The organism is Mesorhizobium sp. P2_E6, assembly GCF_056403835.1.
In genome coordinates this window covers 784,978-801,641 of record NZ_JBFUEQ010000001.1, presented here as the reverse complement: position 1 = coordinate 801,641, position 16,664 = coordinate 784,978, and the positions used below count along the sequence as shown (strand labels likewise).

17 protein-coding genes and 2 tRNA genes are annotated in these 16,664 nt (G+C 64.6%); 15 read left to right on the top strand and 4 right to left on the bottom strand.

From position 1 onward, the window contains the following. Positions 1-13 precede the first annotated feature (13 nt). Genes AC1D08_RS03770 through AC1D08_RS03755 form a run of 4 tightly spaced genes read left to right on the top strand, consistent with a single transcriptional unit; the run spans position 14 to position 4,864 of the window. On the top strand, positions 14-1,111 hold the full coding sequence (locus AC1D08_RS03770) for a microcin C ABC transporter permease YejB (RefSeq protein WP_095082500.1): 1,098 nt from the start codon (positions 14-16) through the stop codon (positions 1,109-1,111). Next, a complete protein-coding gene (locus AC1D08_RS03765; protein WP_457154404.1) occupies positions 1,111-2,256 on the top strand; it encodes an ABC transporter permease in 1,146 nt (381 codons plus the stop codon). The genes AC1D08_RS03770 and AC1D08_RS03765 overlap by 1 nt, the downstream gene beginning before the upstream one ends. Continuing rightward, complete coding sequence (locus AC1D08_RS03760; RefSeq protein ID WP_477305024.1) at positions 2,253-3,884, top strand: ABC transporter ATP-binding protein; 1,632 nt, start codon at positions 2,253-2,255, stop codon at positions 3,882-3,884. Before AC1D08_RS03765 ends, AC1D08_RS03760 begins: the two co-directional genes overlap by 4 nt. A 38-nt stretch (positions 3,885-3,922) precedes the next feature. Next, entirely contained in the window at positions 3,923-4,864 is a 942-nt protein-coding gene (locus AC1D08_RS03755; protein WP_457153209.1) for a 2-hydroxyacid dehydrogenase, read from the top strand. Positions 4,865-4,965: 101 nt separating this feature from the next. On the opposite strand, the gene AC1D08_RS03750 is transcribed toward AC1D08_RS03755, so the two are convergent. Both AC1D08_RS03750 and AC1D08_RS03745 read right to left on the bottom strand, forming a co-directional pair. After that, complete coding sequence (locus AC1D08_RS03750; protein WP_457153208.1) at positions 4,966-5,322, bottom strand: hypothetical protein; 357 nt, start codon at positions 5,320-5,322, stop codon at positions 4,966-4,968. An 89-nt stretch (positions 5,323-5,411) separates the two neighbouring features. Beyond that, complete coding sequence (locus AC1D08_RS03745; RefSeq protein WP_457153207.1) at positions 5,412-6,362, bottom strand: class I SAM-dependent DNA methyltransferase; 951 nt, start codon at positions 6,360-6,362, stop codon at positions 5,412-5,414. Between the two features lie 120 nt (positions 6,363-6,482). Between AC1D08_RS03745 and AC1D08_RS03740 the strand changes: the two genes are divergently transcribed. Together AC1D08_RS03740 and AC1D08_RS03735 are read left to right on the top strand one after the other, a co-directional pair. After that, complete coding sequence (locus AC1D08_RS03740; protein WP_457153206.1) at positions 6,483-7,490, top strand: ligase-associated DNA damage response exonuclease; 1,008 nt, start codon at positions 6,483-6,485, stop codon at positions 7,488-7,490. A gap of 4 nt (positions 7,491-7,494) precedes the next feature. Further along, a complete protein-coding gene (locus tag AC1D08_RS03735; protein WP_457153205.1) occupies positions 7,495-9,096 on the top strand; it encodes a cisplatin damage response ATP-dependent DNA ligase in 1,602 nt (533 codons plus the stop codon). 24 nt (positions 9,097-9,120) lie between these two features. On the opposite strand, the gene AC1D08_RS03730 is transcribed toward AC1D08_RS03735, so the two are convergent. Continuing rightward, positions 9,121-10,293, bottom strand: coding sequence for a hypothetical protein (locus AC1D08_RS03730; protein WP_457153204.1), 1,173 nt, complete (start codon positions 10,291-10,293; stop codon positions 9,121-9,123). Positions 10,294-10,624: 331 nt separating this feature from the next. Between AC1D08_RS03730 and AC1D08_RS03725 the strand changes: the two genes are divergently transcribed. Then, positions 10,625-10,700 (top strand) — tRNA-Thr (locus tag AC1D08_RS03725). A gap of 88 nt (positions 10,701-10,788) precedes the next feature. On the opposite strand, the gene AC1D08_RS03720 is transcribed toward AC1D08_RS03725, so the two are convergent. Further along, positions 10,789-10,864: transfer RNA gene (locus tag AC1D08_RS03720), tRNA-Cys, on the bottom strand. Positions 10,865-11,014: 150 nt separating this feature from the next. Here AC1D08_RS03720 and AC1D08_RS03715 point away from each other — a divergent pair. From AC1D08_RS03715 to AC1D08_RS03680, 8 genes are all read left to right on the top strand, one after another. Next, complete coding sequence (locus AC1D08_RS03715; protein ID WP_457150589.1) at positions 11,015-11,203, top strand: YodC family protein; 189 nt, start codon at positions 11,015-11,017, stop codon at positions 11,201-11,203. A 234-nt stretch (positions 11,204-11,437) separates the two neighbouring features. Next, positions 11,438-11,866: an EF-hand domain-containing protein gene (locus tag AC1D08_RS03710; RefSeq protein ID WP_095082540.1), complete on the top strand. Its 429-nt coding sequence runs from the start codon at positions 11,438-11,440 to the stop codon at positions 11,864-11,866. A 45-nt stretch (positions 11,867-11,911) separates the two neighbouring features. Beyond that, complete coding sequence (locus AC1D08_RS03705) at positions 11,912-12,454, top strand: RNA polymerase sigma factor (RefSeq protein WP_457150590.1); 543 nt, start codon at positions 11,912-11,914, stop codon at positions 12,452-12,454. Between the two features lie 38 nt (positions 12,455-12,492). Next, entirely contained in the window at positions 12,493-12,945 is a 453-nt protein-coding gene (locus tag AC1D08_RS03700) for a hypothetical protein (RefSeq protein WP_457150591.1), read from the top strand. 2 nt (positions 12,946-12,947) lie between these two features. Next, entirely contained in the window at positions 12,948-13,397 is a 450-nt protein-coding gene (locus tag AC1D08_RS03695; protein ID WP_457150592.1) for a periplasmic heavy metal sensor, read from the top strand. 104 nt (positions 13,398-13,501) lie between these two features. Continuing rightward, the gene (locus tag AC1D08_RS03690) at positions 13,502-13,780 is read left to right on the top strand and encodes a GCG_CRPN prefix-to-repeats domain-containing protein (RefSeq protein WP_095084283.1); all 279 of its coding nucleotides are present in this window, start codon (positions 13,502-13,504) and stop codon (positions 13,778-13,780) included. A gap of 119 nt (positions 13,781-13,899) precedes the next feature. Beyond that, entirely contained in the window at positions 13,900-15,390 is a 1,491-nt protein-coding gene (locus AC1D08_RS03685) for a DUF1800 domain-containing protein (protein ID WP_457150593.1), read from the top strand. A 34-nt stretch (positions 15,391-15,424) separates the two neighbouring features. After that, positions 15,425-16,660, top strand: coding sequence for a DUF1501 domain-containing protein (locus AC1D08_RS03680; RefSeq protein ID WP_457150594.1), 1,236 nt, complete (start codon positions 15,425-15,427; stop codon positions 16,658-16,660). Positions 16,661-16,664: the final 4 nt, after the last annotated feature.

The following is a 16,664-nucleotide window of genomic DNA, read 5'->3' as shown; positions in this document are numbered from 1 at the left end:
GGCAAAAGACCTGATGGGCGCTTATATCCTGCGCCGCATCCTGTTGATGATCCCGACCCTGTTCGGCATCATGGCGATATCCTTCGCCGTCATCCAGTTCGCGCCGGGCGGCCCGGTCGAGCAGGTCATCGCCCGGCTGACCAACCAGGGCGGCAGCGATCGCCTCGGCGGCGGCGGTGGCGACGCGGTCGGTGGCGCCAATGTCGATGTCGCCGGTGATGTCAGCTCAAAATATCGCGGCGCCCAAGGCCTCGATCCGGAATTCATCAAGAAGCTGGAGAAGCAGTTCGGCTTCGACAAGCCGCCGCTCGAGCGCTTCGGCATGATGTTGTGGAATTATGCGCGCTTCGATTTCGGCGACAGCTATTTCCGCGATATTTCGGTGCTCAACCTGATCCTGGAAAAAATGCCGGTGTCGATCTCGATCGGGCTGTGGATCACGCTTCTGTCCTACCTAATTTCGATCCCGCTCGGCATCCGCAAGGCGGTCAAGGACGGCACGCCCTTCGACGTCTGGACCAGCGGCGTCGTCATTGTCGGCTATGCCATTCCGGGCTTCCTGTTCGGCATCATGCTGATGGTGCTGTTTGCCGGCGGGTCGTTCTGGGACTGGTTTCCGCTGCGCGGCCTCACCTCCGACAATTGGGACCAGCTATCCTGGTCCGGCAAGATCATCGACTATTTCTGGCACATGACCTTGCCGCTGACGGCGCTGGTGCTGTCGGCCTTCGCCACCACGACGCTGTTGACCAAGAATTCCTTCCTGGAAGAGATCCGCAAGCAGTATGTGGTGACGGCGCGCGCCAAGGGCCTGTCGGAGCGGCAGGTGCTCTACGGCCACGTCTTCCGCAACGCCATGCTGATCGTGATCGCCGGTTTTCCGGGCGCCTTTATCTCGGCCTTCTTCACCGGCTCGCTGCTGATCGAGAACATCTTTTCCCTCGATGGCCTCGGCCTGCTCGGCTTCCGGTCGGTGGTCGAGCGCGACTATCCGGTGGTGTTCGCCAATCTCTACATCTTCTCGCTGCTCGGGCTGTTCGTCGGATTGCTGTCCGACCTGCTCTACACCTGGGTCGATCCGCGCATCGATTTCGAGCGGAGAGACGTCTGATGTCGGACACCACCGCAACCACGGAGGCCGCACCGGAGCGGATCGTGCGGCCGTGGCTGTCGCCGCTCAACAAGCGCCGCCTGCAGAACTTCAGAGCAAACCGGCGCGGCTACTGGTCGCTGTGGATATTCCTCGTCCTCTTCGTGCTGTCGCTGTTTGCCGAATTCATCGCCAACGACAAGCCGATCATCGCCTCCTACAAGGGCGAAATCCTGTTTCCGGTGCTGGTCGCCTACCCCGAGGAAAAGTTCGGCGGCTTCTACGCGGTCACCGACTATCGCGACCCGGTCATCCAGGACGAGATCAACGCCCATGGCTGGATGATCTGGCCGCCGGTCCGCTACTCCTACCAGACCGTCAACAACGCCATTCCGGAAGCGGCACCGGCCAAGCCGTCCTGGCGATATGACGCCAAGGCGCGCTGCAGCCAGTATCCGCAAGGGGCGGCCGATCCGGCCTGCATCGTCGGCAACTGGAACTGGCTCGGCACCGACGACCAGGCGCGCGACGTGCTGGCGCGCGTCATCTACGGCTTCCGCATTTCGGTGCTGTTCGGCCTGATCCTGACCGCCGGCTCGGCCCTGATCGGCGTCGCGGCCGGCGCCGTGCAAGGTTATTTCGGCGGCTGGACCGATCTCCTGTTCCAGCGTTTCATCGAAATCTGGTCGGCGATCCCGGTGCTCTATCTCCTGCTCATCGTCGCCGCCATCCTGCCGCCGGGCTTCTTCATCCTGCTCGGCCTGATGCTATTGTTCTCCTGGGTGGCGCTGGTCGGCGTGGTGCGGGCCGAGTTCCTGCGCGCCCGCAATTTCGAATATGTCAACGCGGCGCGCGCGCTCGGCGTACCCAACCGCACCATCATGTTCCGGCATTTGCTGCCCAACGCCATGGTGGCGACATTGACCTTCATGCCCTTCCTGCTCTCGGGCTCGATCTCGACGCTGACCTCGCTCGACTACCTCGGCTTCGGCCTGCCGCCAGGATCCGCCTCGCTCGGTGAGTTGCTGAAGCAGGCGCAGCGCAACCTCAATGCGCCGTGGCTAGGCATTTCCGGCTTCGTCGTCATCTCGCTGATGCTGTCGCTGCTGGTCTTTGTCGGCGAGGCGACGCGCGACGCCTTCGATCCACGCAAGACGTTCAAATGAGCGAAGCACCCCTGCTCAGCGTACAGGACCTCAGCGTCGCCTTTGCCCAAGGCGGACAGCAGTCGCTGGCCGTCGACCATATCTCGTTCGACATCGCCAAGGGCGAGACGGTGGCGCTGGTCGGCGAATCCGGCTCCGGCAAATCGGTGTCGGCGCTGTCGGTGCTGAAGCTGTTGCCCTATCCCAGCGCCAGCCATCCCTCGGGAAAGATCCTGTTCCAGGGCGCCGACCTGCTTGCCATGAGCGAGAAGCAGTTGCGGCAGGTGCGCGGCAACAAGATCACCATGATCTTCCAGGAGCCGATGACCTCACTCAATCCGCTGCACACGATCGAGCAGCAGATCGTCGAAATCCTGAAACTGCATCAGGGCATGGCCGACCGCCCGGCCAAGGCCCGCACGCTGGCCCTGCTCAACGAGGTCGGCATCCGCGATCCGCAAAAGCGCCTCGATGCCTATCCGCACCAGCTGTCCGGCGGCCAGCGTCAGCGCGTGATGATCGCCATGGCGCTGGCCAACGAACCGGAACTGCTGATCGCCGACGAGCCGACGACGGCACTCGACGTCACCGTGCAGGCGCAGATCCTCGAGCTGCTGGCCGGGCTGAAAAGCCGCAAAGGCATGTCGATGCTGTTTATCACCCATGACCTCGGCATCGTGCGCAAGATTGCCGACCGGGTCTGCGTCATGACCAAGGGCAAGATCGTCGAGACCGGCCCGACCAAGGACATCTTCGCCAATCCGCAACACCCCTATACGCGCCATCTGCTGGCCGCCGAGCCGAAGGGCAAGCCGCCGGCCGCCAACGCGGCAGCCAAGCCTGTCATGACCGGCAAGGACATCAAGGTCTGGTTTCCGATCAAGCAGGGCTTCTTCCGGCGCACCGTCGACAATGTGAAAGCGGTCGACGGCATCGATGTCACCGTGCGTGCCGGGCAGACGCTCGGCGTGGTCGGCGAATCCGGCTCCGGCAAGACGACGCTCGGCCTGGCGCTGGCGCGGATGATCTCGTCGACCGGGAGCATCCAGTTCAACGGACGCGACATCAACCAGCTCTCCTTCAACGCCATGCGGCCGCTGCGGCGCGAATTGCAGATCGTCTTCCAGGACCCGTTCGGCTCGCTCAGCCCGCGCATGTCGATCGCCGAGATCATCGAGGAAGGCCTGAAGATCCACGAACCGAAACTGTCGCCCGACCAGCGCGACGCACGCGTCGCCGACGTGCTGAAGGAAGTGGGGCTCGATCCCGCTACCCGCAACCGCTACCCGCACGAGTTTTCCGGCGGCCAGCGCCAGCGTGTCGCCATCGCGCGCGCCATGGTGCTCAACCCGCGCTTCGTGATGCTGGACGAGCCGACATCGGCGCTCGACATGAGCGTGCAGGCGCAGGTCGTCGACCTGTTGCGCAGCCTGCAGGCCAAGCACGACCTCGCCTATCTTTTCATCAGTCACGACCTCAAAGTCATCCGGGCGCTGGCCAACGACGTCATCGTCATGCGCAATGGCAGGATCGTCGAAGCCGGCCCTTCCGAACAGATTTTTGGAAATCCACAAACCGACTATACTCGGGCGCTGATCTCGGCCGCCTTCAAGATAGAGACGGCGCCGGTCGGCATCGTCAGCGAATAGCCTGGACAACGGGCACGCATAACAGGGAAACTCCATTGATGGAAAAAGGCCGCATCCTGCTTGCCGTCACCGGTTTTCATCCGCAGCGCTGGCGCGAGCTCTTGTCGGCCGAGCGCGAGGTGGTGCTGGAGCCGGACGGCGCCAGCGACCCGTCGATCACCTATGCGGTGGTGTGGAAGCAGAAGCCGAACATCCTGGCATCGCTGCCCAATCTGCGCGCCATCTTCTCGATCGGTGCCGGCGTCGACCATATCTTCGCCGACCCGGGCCTGCCGGATGTGCCGATCGTCAAGGTCGTCGCCGACAACCTCACCCAGTACATGACCGAATATGTCGTCTGGCGGGTGCTCGACCATCATCGCCACGGCCTGCTCTACCGGTCGCAGCAGCCAAAAAAGATCTGGCACGAGCCGCAGCAGCGGCCGGCCAACGACATTTCGGTCGGCATCATGGGCCTCGGCAATCTCGGCCGCGCCGCCGCCTCGGTGCTTTTGTCGCTCGGCTTTGCCGTCAATGGCTGGTCACGCAGCGAGCGGCCGATGAAAGGCGTAGCGACCTACTCCGGCGAGGCGGGACTGATCCCCTTCCTCAAGGCGACCGATATTCTGGTGGTGCTTTTGCCGCTGACCCCGGACACGCATGGCATCATCAATTACGGCGTGCTGAAGGAACTGAGGAAGCGCAACGGCCTCGGCGGCTCGGTGCTGATCAATGCCGGTCGCGGCCGCCTGCAGAAGGACGCCGACATCGTGCGGGCACTGGATGACGGCACGCTGAAGGAGGCGAGCCTCGATGTGTTCGAAGTCGAACCGCTGCCGAAGACCAGTCCGCTGTGGGGACATCCGAAAGTGTTCGTGACGCCGCATTCGGCGGCGACCTCCGATCCTGTCCACCTGGCCCCGATCATGCTGCGCCAGATGGACGCTTTCGAACGCGGCGAAAAGCTCGACAATCTGGTCGACCGTAAAGCGGGGTATTAAGCAATTCCTGGAAATGCGTGAAACGGTTTTCCCGGGAAAAGCGGGTGGCGTTTTCCCTCAGGGAATTGCATCAAAGAATAGAGAGCGGCGCCTGCCCGATCCTAGCCAGGCAGCAGTTTCTTCTGCTGGTCTGGCTTGCCGCAATCGCGACGATCGATCGACCGGTTCATGGCATCCATCTGGCCGGTCGCCTTGTCGGCATCTTGCTTGGCCTTGGAGCGCACATCCGGCATGAACGGGCCGAAGCCCATCGCCGGATTGGAGAAGGCCGGCTTCGCCTTCGTCGACAAATTGTGTTGCTGTGCCAGCGCGTTGCGCTGCGCCAGCAGCTGGCCGCAGGGCACGCTGTCATACTGCAGGGAGGACTGGATGTCGGCGTCCTGCCTCTCGGCCATCGAACTGCCCGCGCAGCCGGCGGTCACCAGGCAAGATGCCAAGACAATCATGTTCCAGCGCATCGACTCTGCTCCTCCTGATATCCCGCCTTGATGCGACCAGATCGCAAATATCAGACGCGCATGCAAATCAGACTTTTTCGCAGCACGGATTATCTGCGGGCGCGACTGGAGGAGATCGCAGCCTCGTCCCCCGGTAGCTTGCCTGCCACAACGACCAACCCGTTGACGGGTTCCCGGCGGTCCTGCCGGATCACGGTCGTTTCCAGCGACAGGATCGAAAACCCGTTGGCAGCCAGGATTTCACGCACATAATGTTCCGAATGCGCGTAGCGGCGCGATGGCAGCAACACAAAATCGCCATTGCCAATCAGGCTCTCGACGGAAAAGGCGAACAGGCCATCGCCGGCAAGCAAGCCGGCAACCGTCTTCACCACGCCGTCGAGCGCGCCGACATAGATGAAGACATCGGCCACCGCCACCAGATCGGCTTTCGGGCCGGCATAGGAAAAATCCCGCAGATCGGCCTTGCCGAGGAAATCGTAGACGCCCTTGGCCCGCGCCTGCTTCAGCATCCTGGCCGAAATGTCATATCCCTCCAGCCGATCGGCGATGGGCCGCAGCCTCTGCCCCATGAGCCCGGTGCCGCAGCCGAGATCGAGCGCCAGCGGGAAGCGGCCCGGCCTTGTCGACCGGATGGCCTGATCGAGCAATTCGGGCAGCCGATACCCCAGCCTGTCGACCAGTGATTCCTCGAAGCTGTCGGCATAGTGGTCGAACAGCGTCTCGACGAAGGCGCTGGGCAGCGAGCCGGTCTCCGGCGCCCTGCCGATCAATTGCAGGTTCAGTGCGGCACCTTGACGATCCGTCGGATCGAGTTGCAGCGACATCGTCCATGCCTGCGCGGCGAGGTCCGGCGCACCGGCAGCCTGCTGCATCTCGCCGAGGCGAAACCAGCCCATCGCCCATTGCGGCTTCAGTTCCAGGGCACCGAGCAGCAATTCCGCCGCCGCGGCATGATCGCCGTCCGCATGCAGCATCTCGGCATAATCGGCACGGCGATCGGCGTTCAAGTCGCCGGACGAGGCCTGAAGCGGTTTCATGGCAATGGGTCCTGGGCGATGATCCTGTCGGCGGATGGAAGCCGGCGGTGCTGTATGCGGGAGTCAGCAGTCACATACAACAGGCTTCCCGCAGCGGAATTATATCCTATCTTGGGGATCATGCGCGCCTCAGACCTGCTCCATCCCCGGCCCGAGGGCCTCTATTGCCCACCAGGTGATTTCTTCATCGACCCGGTGCGGCCGGTGAACCGGGCGCTGATCACGCATGGCCATTCCGATCATGCACGTTCCGGCCACCGTTCGGTGCTGGCCACACAGCAGACGCTCGACATCATGGGCCTGCGCTATGGCGAGGATTTTGCCGACACAACGCAAGCAGCTCAGCTCGGCGAGACGATTGTCCTCGATGGTGTCAGCATCAGCTTCCATCCCGCCGGCCATGTGCTTGGCTCGGCGCAGATCGCCGTCGAGCACCAGGGCACGCGCATCGTCGCTTCCGGCGACTACAAGCGGCAGAAAGACGCGACCTGCGCGCCGTTCGAGCCGATCGCGTGCGATGTGTTCATCACCGAGGCGACTTTCGGCCTGCCGGTGTTTCGCCATCCACCCGACACGGAAGAGATCGCCCGCCTGCTGAAATCGGCGACGCAGTTTCCCGAACGCTCGCATCTGGTCGGCGCCTATGCGCTGGGAAAGGCGCAGCGGGTGATGCGGCTGCTGCGCGACGCCGGCTACGACCGGCCGATCTACATCCATGGCGCGCTGGCCAGACTCAGCGGATATTACCAGAGCCAGGGCATCGAGCTCGGAACGCTCGAACCGGCAACGGTGGAGGGCGGCAAGCAAGATTTCGCGGGCGCCATCGTGGTCGGTCCGCCTTCGGCTTTCGCCGACCGCTGGGCGCGGCGCTTTCCCGATCCGATCTCGTGCTTCGCCTCGGGCTGGATGCGCATCCGCCAACGCGCCAAGCAAGGCGGCGTCGAACTGCCGCTGATCATATCAGACCACGCCGACTGGGACGAACTGACCGCCACCATCAAGGAGACCGGAGCCGAGGAAATCTGGGTGACGCATGGCCGCGAGGAAGCGCTGGTGCGCTGGTGCGAACTCGAAGGCATCGCCGCACGGCCGCTGCATCTGGTCGGCTACGAGGACGAGGGCGATTGAGGGCATGAACCGCTTCGCCGAACTTCTCGATCGCCTGGTGCTGACGCCGTCGCGCAACGGCAAGCTGACGCTGCTGACCGACTATTTCCGCAGCGTGGGGGATCCCGACCGTGGCCTGGCGCTGGCTGCCATCACCGGCGATCTCAACATCGCCGCGGTCAAGCCGGCGATGCTGCGCACCCTGGTGACCGAGCGCATGGACCCGGTGCTGTTCGGCTATTCCTACGACTATGTCGGCGACCTTGCCGAAACGGTGTCGCTGGTCTGGCCGCAAACGCCCGGAAACATCCCGAACCGCGAGCCGACGCTCGGCGAAGTCGTCGCCAGGCTGCAGGCGGCAAGCCGCTCCGACGGACCGAAGGTGCTGTCCGGACTGCTCGACAGCGCCGGCATCTCGGCGCGCTTTGCCATCATCAAGCTGGTCACTGGCGGCCTGCGCATCGGCGTGTCGGCGCGGCTGGCCAAACAGGCGCTGGCGGATTTCGGCAAGGTCGATGTCACCGAGATCGAGGAGCTTTGGCATGGGCTGTCGCCGCCTTACACGGCGCTGTTCGCCTGGCTGGAAGGCAAGGCCGAAAAGCCCAGGAATACGGCGATGGCCCTGTTTCGCCCGGTCATGCTGTCGAACCCGGTCGGCGACGGCGATCTCGAAAAGCTCGACCCCGCGGACTATGCGGCCGAATGGAAATGGGACGGCATCCGCGTCCAGGCGGTGGCCGAAGGCGGTAGCCGCCGGCTCTATTCGCGCACCGGCGACGATGTCTCCGGCGCCTTTCCGGATCTCGCCGACGCCATGCATTTTTCGGCAACGCTGGACGGTGAACTGCTGGTCGGCGATCCCCGGCTGGCGACTGGCACCTTCTCGGACCTGCAGCAAAGGCTGAACCGCAAGACGGTGACGCCGAAGATGCAGCAGCAATATCCAGCCTTCATGCGCTGCTACGACGTGCTGCAGATCGGCGACGAGGATTTGCGCGCGCTGCCGTTTCGTGAGCGGCGCGGCCGACTGGAAACCTTTGTCGGCATGCTCGACCCGAGCCGTTTCGACCTTTCGCCATTTGTCGACTTCGCCGACTGGCAGGCGCTGGAGGAGCTGCGCCGGGCACCGCCGCATCCGATCATCGAGGGCGTCATGCTGAAACGCTGGGACTCGCCCTATGTCGCCGGGCGGCCGAAAGGCCCGTGGTTCAAATGGAAGCGCGATCCGCACACGGTGGATGCCGTGCTGATGTATGCCCAACGCGGCCATGGCAAGCGCTCGAGCTTCTATTCGGACTACACCTTCGGCGTCTGGTCCGGCGGCGAGGGCGAAGAGGAACTGGTGCCTGTCGGCAAAGCCTACTTCGGCTTCACCGACGAAGAGTTGAAGCAGATCGACAAATATGTCCGCGACAACACGGTCGAGCGTTTCGGGCCTGTGCGCTCGGTGCGGGCCGACCGCGATAACGGCCTGGTGCTGGAAGTCGCCTTCGAGGGCCTCAACCGCTCGACCCGGCACAAATCCGGCGTCGCCATGCGCTTTCCCCGCATCTCGCGGCTGCGCTGGGACAAGCCGGCCAACGAGGCCGACCGCATCGAGACGCTGCAGGCGCTGCTCGATCGCTAAGTCGCTTGTCCTGCATGGATGCGCTTACGGCTCGACCGAGACCCGGATTTCGTAGATGTCCGCCGCCTTGCCCTGTTTGTCGAAGTCGGAATTGACGGCGATCGTGCCGGCCGAGCCCGGGTGCTTCTTGGGAAACTGCACGTCGAATAGATATTCGTTCTGCTGCTGGCCGACCGCGTAGCGCTTGCGGCCGCAGTCGCCCAGTTCGCCGAAATTGCAGTCGACGGAAATCTGCGTCTCCTTGCCTTCTTCGGAGCGTGCAATGATGTCGAACACGGCATGCTTGCCGGCGAGCTGTTCCAGCACGCCTTGCCCGACATCGAAGCTGATCGCCGAACCGGAGGCTCCGGAACGGATGCGCAGGAACGACCCGGTGTCGTCCTTCATCACTTCGGCCTTGGCATCCGACGGGGCGCTGACATGCGACGCGTCGGTTGGCGAAAACACGTTGATCCAGTCGCGCGACTGGTCCGCGGCACCGGGCTTTGCTGGGCCGGTGTCGCCATCGGCCGGTGTGAAGTCGTCGTCGTTGACGGTCGGCGGCGCTTCGGGCGGAGCGGTGTCGAGCTGCGCCTGTGTCTTGAACACGCCGGTCTGCATGGCAAAGAACAGGCCGATGCCGACAGCGGCAAGCAGAGTCACGGTCAGGAAGATGGCAGTCAACGGCAGTCGACGCCCCCTTATGCGCCGTTCATCGCGATCGGGCGTCACTTCCGTCGCGGCGTCGGCCGAGGCGGGAGCAGACATGTCGATGGCTGGCGCGCCGGGAAGGCCGGCGTCCGGCATGATGTCGGGAACGACTGGCAGCACACGCGAGCGAGGCGCATCGGAGGCGGATTGCACGGGCTCGTCAACGACAACGACGGGTGATGCCGGTTGCCCGGTCTCAACCGCAGGAGCGGGGTCCGCAGCCACCTCGACCGCAGGAGCCGGGTCCCCACCAAGCTCGACCGCCGGCGCATCACCCTGTGGGCCGACATCCGGCACCGCCGGCAGATATTCGGATTCGATTTCGGTGATTTTCGCCTGTATCGCCTTGCGGCGCTTGATGGCGACTTCCACCGTCACGTCGGGATTGGCCTGGAGCGCACGGTCGAGCGCGGCAAAAGCCGATCGATAGACCCTTTCGCGAAACGCGCGGTCCTCGGCATTGCCTTTCTCGAAGGCATTCCGGATCGCCTTTTCGATTGCGTCCAAGCGGGTCCCTCTGCACGTTTGCCCAACCTTGCCATGATCGTTAGCCGCAGGCGACCAATCAATCAACGGGCGAGCGGCGCATTCTGCCTTGTCAGGGTGCGCAAAGTCCATTCCGACGCTGTTCCGGCAACGAAATCAGCGTGTTTCATCAATTTTGACCAGCAGGAGGGTGCGAACCCCACGAGCCTGACTTCGCCACCGATTGGCGAGCAACGCTGCGGACGGCTTTCGACGGCCGTAAAGCAACCCTTGCATGAATTGCCAAGTCGCATCTTGAATTCGCCGCCGGTTGAGTCTATCACCCCCGCATCTTGGAGGCTCGGCCTCCCGGGCCGCTTTAGCTCAGTTGGTAGAGCACATCATTCGTAATGATGGGGTCAGGTGTTCGAGTCACCTAAGCGGCACCATTCCTTCAAGCAGCAATCAATGGCGCCGTCACGGGGCCGAGCCTCGGCTCCGGCCGTTCGCTGCTTTTGTCGGACAGGTAAGTGAGGATGGAGGCCTCGCCTCGGGATCGAACCGAGGCTTCAGAGATTTGCAGTCTCCAGCGTAGCCGCTCCGCCACGAGGCCATCGCTGTCCAAGTAGCAGCCTAATATTTACGGAAAGGTTAAGGCCGAACCGCCGCCGGAGCTAAGGCTTGCGGCGCCGGCGAGGCATATCGGCCATTGTCGAGGCCCCGGTTTGGTGTGAAACTCTAAGCCTCTGAATGGAGGTCGAAAATGCCCAACAATTTCAAGACCGGAGACGTCGTCAAGCTGAAGTCCGGAGGCCCGAAGATGACCATAAGCGACGGCGCGGCCTCGGGCATATTCATGTGCCATTGGTTCAACCGCGAGGGTGACGTGTGGACCCCGCAACATGCCGGCTTCAAGCCCGACCAACTGGTCGCGGCCGACCAATCAGACTAGGTCCCTGCCGACGCGGTTTTGCTTGAACCGGCGCCAAACCTGGCACGGGTTCACGTCCAGCGCTGAGGCGCAGGGTTGGCACGTCAATGCGGCCATCGACGGAGCCCTTGCATCCAGGAAATGCGTCCGAAACAAGATTGCGCGACCGACGGATTTCCCCCGTCGCGGCGTTTAACGGTCGAAGCGTGACCTCGGCTCAAGCCGTGGCCACGCGCCAACCGGAGACGCCAACGCATGATACGTCGTTCGATACTTGCCGCTGCCATGAGCCTGCTGACCGTAGCGGCTCTCGCCCAGACAGCGACGCAGCCGCCTGCCGCGACGCCGCCGGTTGCCGCACCGGCCACGCCGAAGGCCAGGTCCGACATCACGCTGGCCAAATTCCAGAAGCGGCGCGAGAAAGCGATCATGGCTGCCGACACGGATGGCGACGGCAAGATCAGCTTGCTGGAATGGGAAGCCTTTCAGGCCAAGCGCAACATCAAGGGCGACCCCGTCAAATCCTTCGCGCGTCTCGATTCCAACCATGACGGCTTCATCGACCGCGCCGAACTCGATGCCTTCTTTGCCAAGCGCTTTGCCAGGCTCGACAAGAATTCCGACGGCGTCCTGACGGCCGACGAACTGCCGGGCCACAAAACCGCTCCCAAGCAGGAGCAATGACCAAGAGGCAATGACGTGCGATGAACATCGGGAGTGCGCCGGCTGATGAGCGCCGATCCGGACGAGGAGCTGGTTCGCCGCGTCGGCGCCGGCGATCCGGCAGCCGTGCAGACGCTCGTCGCGCGCAAACTGCCCCGCATCCTGGCGCTTGCCGTGCGCATGCTCGGCGATGCTGCGGAGGCCGAGGATGTCGCGCAGGAGACCTTCGTGCGGATCTGGCGCCATGCCTCGGGCTGGCGACGCGGCAATGCGCGCTTCGACAGCTGGATCCACCGGGTGACGCTGAACCTCTGTTACGACCGGCTGCGCCGCAAGCGCGAATGGGTGACCGACGACCTGCCGGAAATGGTCGACCCGGCCGCACTTCCCGATGCCCATCCGCAGGAAGACGCGCAGCGGGTCGAACGAGCGCTGCAAGGCATAGCGCCGCGCCAGCGCGAAGCGATCGTCCTGGTCTATTACCAGGAGATGTCCAACGTCGAGGCGGCAGCGACCCTGGAGATCAGCGTCGACGCCCTGGAGAGCCTGCTTTCGCGCGGCCGGCGGTCGCTGCAGACGATCCTGGCCAGGGATGGCGCCGATGAGTGAGAACCGGGCAAGCGGCACCGATGGGCAAGGGGAAGACCATGGCTGAAGGATCCAGGAACGAACCGGCAATGGATGCCAAGCGCTTTGCGGCCCTGGCAGCGGCCTATGGCGGTGACTTGCGGCGTTGGCCTGAGGCCGAACGGATAGCCGCCGCGATCTTTGCGCCGAGCGAGACTGGCCAGGCCATTTTGCAGCATGCCGGGAGACTTGACGCCCTGCTGGACGGCTACCGCGTCGGCGCGCCCGACAAGGCCCTGCACGGCAGCATCGTGCAGGCCGCCGGCCGGTACCTCGCCCAACGCCGGCGTCAGCGGTTCTGGTGGCTCGGACTGGGGCTTGCCGGCATTGGCCTGGCCGGCGCTGTCGCCGGATTGGCCCTGGTGAGCATCGTCACGCCCGAGGTCCAGTCGGACCACTATGTGCTGGACGCCAATGCGACGGCGTTCGGCGACGCCAGCCCGGACCGCGACGCGATCGAGGAAGACCTATGAACATGAGCCGAAACCTTGTCACCCTGTCGGTGGTGCTCAACGTCTTCCTGGCCGGGGCGCTTGTCGGCGGGGCCGTCTGGATAAGAAGCGGCAAGTCAGGCCAGGGCTACTCATTGGAGACGGCCGGCGGCCGGCTTCCCGAGCAGGATCGGACGGTGTTCCGCGAGGCGCTGCGCGACGTTCGCCGCGAATCGCGTCAGGTCATCCTCGACGGCCAGCAAGCCAGGCGCGAGGCGGCAGACCTGCTGCGACAGCCGGTTCTGGACGCGACGGCCCTGTCGGCGGCGCTGGAGCGGGCGCGCAATGCCGACGTCACCGTGCGCATGCGGCTTGAGCAGCGCATCGTCGAGTTCGCGGTGGCAAGTTCCGCCGAGGGCCGCCGCGTACTGGCGGAAGGGCTCACTAGACGCGCTGGGTCGCAACTGTCGGCGGTGCCAAAAAAATCGCCGTGACGACCGACGGAAAACGCCGACGACGCCGTTTAACAGGAGAAGGGCAGCACCTGCCGGACCATGTGCGTGCAGGTTTTCAACCTCGGACACTTCGGAGTATGGCCATGAATTATTTGACAAAATACGTGCTCACCGCGGCTCTCGCCGTGACCGGAACGGTTGCAACGGCTGCGGCATCCTCGGCGATGCCAATGGCGCCGCTTGCCGCGCCGGCGCTGGTCGAGCATGCCGCCTGGGGCTGCGGTCCGGGCTGGCATCCCAATCCCTGGGGACGCTGCGTGCCCAATCGTGTGGTGGTCTACCCTCGTTACATCTATCGGCATGGCCCGGCCTTCTACGCCTGGCATCGGCACCATGTCTGGCACCGCCGGCATCACTGGTAGGATGCGCGTCGGGGGTCGGCCACTCCGTGCCGGCCTCCTCCCCCTGTTGACTATGCACGAAACGGCTCGAACGAGCCTCATGCGCCAGGCGCTTGAGGCTCAGGCGATGGAGAGCTGACTTGACTGTCCCGGCCTCCAATTCCCTGCCGCCAGATCCGGTACTCGTCGCATTCAACCGCTTCGGGCTTGGTGCAAGGCCCGGCGACCGCGAGATGCTGGCCGGCGACCCGCGCGGCTATCTCAGGGCGGAACTGCGGCAAGCCGACATCGCCATGATCTCGCTCGACGATCCGGCCTATGCCGGCTTGCTGGGCAGCACGCCGGCCATCCAGGCCAGCATGGCGGCAAATTTCCAGCTCCAGCGCGAGCGCACGGCGGCAGCGCAGCCAGCGACGGCGAGCGCCCAAGCTGTGCCCGCACAGGCCCTGCCCGCCCAGATCACGCCAGCCCACCCCGCGCTTGCGCCTGCGCCCACCGACAGACCCGTCGTGCCGCAGGTCGAGGCGACGTTGTTCCGAGCGGAAGCACAGGCGCGCTTCGACAAGGCCGTTCGGGCGAAGGCCGGCTTCGTCGAACGGCTCGTCTGTTTCTGGTCGAACCATTTCTGTGTTTCGGTGGCGAAGGACATCCTCATTGAAGCCAGCGCCGGCGCCTTCGAGCGGGAGGCCATCCGCCCCTTCGTGCTCGGCCGCTTTGCCGACATGCTGCTGGCGGTGGAGCATCATCCGGCGATGCTGCTCAATCTCGACAACCAGCAGTCGGTCGGGCCGGACTCTCGGGCGGGCAGCAACCGCAAGCGCGGGCTCAATGAAAACCTCGCCCGTGAAATCTTGGAACTGCACACGCTCGGCGTCGGCAGCGGCTACAGCCAGGCCGATGTCACCAGTTTCGCACGCATCCTCACAGGCTGGACGATGGCCGGGCGCGACGGGCGGCTGGGCGAGCCCGGCAATTTTGTCTTCAACGCAAACGCACATGAGCCGGGGGATGCGGTGCTGCTCGGCAAGACCTATCCTGCCGGCGGCATGGGACAGGCGGAGGCCGCGCTCAACGATATCGCCCGCCACCCGGCAACGGCCTTGCATATCGCCACCAAGGTGGCCCGCCATTTCATCGCCGACACGCCGCCGCCGTCTGCAATCGCCCGCCTCGCCAAGGTCTTCGCCAAGACCGACGGCAATCTGCGGGCGCTGGCCGCCGCCCTCATCGCCATCCCGGAGGCGTGGTCGACGCCATTGGCGAAGATGCGTTCGCCCTTCGACTATGTCGTCGCCATCCGCAGGGCGACCGGCCCCGGTCCGGCCAAAGATCCCGGCCAGTCGCTCGGCTGGCTCAACGCGCTGGGCGAGCCGCTGTGGCAACCGCCAGGACCGAACGGCTTTCCCGACGGGGCCGACGGCTGGGCATCGGCGGAGGGCATGAAGATCCGCCTCGACATCGCCTGGCAGGCAGCGCGGCAGGCTCGGGATATCGGCAATCCCAACGACATGCTCGATGTGCTGATCGGCCCTGCCGCCTCACCGGAGACGAGGCAAGCGATCGCAAGGGCCGAATCCAAGCAGCAAGGGCTGGCGCTGTTGCTGATGGCTCCCGAATTCCAGCGCAGATAGTTCCAGCGAAGATCGCTGCCGTGGAGGCGAAATCATGAGCCTGCTGTGCGAAACACCGGATCCCTCCCGCCGCGCGATATTGATGACCGGCGGCGCATTGTTTGCCTGGGCCTACATGCCCCGCTTTGCCCGCGCCGCCGACAATCGCGATCCGCGCCTGATCGTCATCGTGCTGCGCGGCGCACTTGACGGGCTCTCGGCGGTCGGTCCGGTCGGCGATCCCGACTATGCCGGCCTGCATGGCGACATCGCCCTGTCGCTGGCAGGCCCGCATGCGGCGCTGCCGCTCGACGGCTTCTTCGCGCTCAATCCGGCGATGCCGGTGTTTGCGCGGCTGTATGGGAATAACCAGGCGGCGGTCGTGCATGCGGCCGCGACCGGCTATCGCGAGCGCTCGCATTTCGATGGCCAGGATGTGCTGGAAAGCGGCTTTGCAGGCCCCGGCCATGTCACGACCGGCTGGCTCAATCGAGCGCTGGAAAACCTGCCAGAAGGCGACCGCGTGGCAACGCTTGGCGGTCTGGCCGTCGGGCCGTCGACACCACTGGTGATCCGTGGGGCGGCGCCGGTGCTTGGCTGGGCGCCTCTATCGCTGCCGACGCCCGCCGACGGGCTCGCGTCGCGCGTTCTCGATCTCTACCAGCACCGCGACCCGGTTCTCGCGGTGGCGCTGCAAAAGGGGCTCGACGCCGACCGGATGGCCGTGGACGACAAGATGGGCAAGACAATGAAGCCGAAGGGCGGCCTCGACAGTGCGGCGGGGATGCGGCAAGCGGCACAAGGCGCCGCCAGGCTGATCGCGGCCGATGACGGACCGCGCGTTGCGGCCCTGGCCTTCGATGGCTGGGACACGCATGTCAATGAAGGCGGTGCGACCGGCCGGCTCGCCACCTTGCTCGGCGGCCTCGACGGCGTCTTCGAGGAATTCGAGAAGGGCTTGGGCGAGCGCTGGAAGGACACGGCGATCGTCACCATCACCGAATTTGGGCGCACGGCGCACGTCAACGGCACCGTCGGCACCGATCACGGCACCGGCACCGTTGTGCTGCTGGCCGGCGGCGCGATCAAGGGCGGCCGCGTCATCGCCGACTGGCCGGGGTTGAAGCCGGCTCAGCTTTACGAACAACGCGATCTCGCGCCGACCAGTGATGTCAGGGCAGTGCTGAAAGGGTTGCTTGCCGATCAGTTCGGCCTTTCCGCCGCGGTCCTCGGCGACAAGGTGTTTCCCGATTCCGCTGCAGTGAAGCCGATGCGAGGGCTCGTCGCCTGAAGTA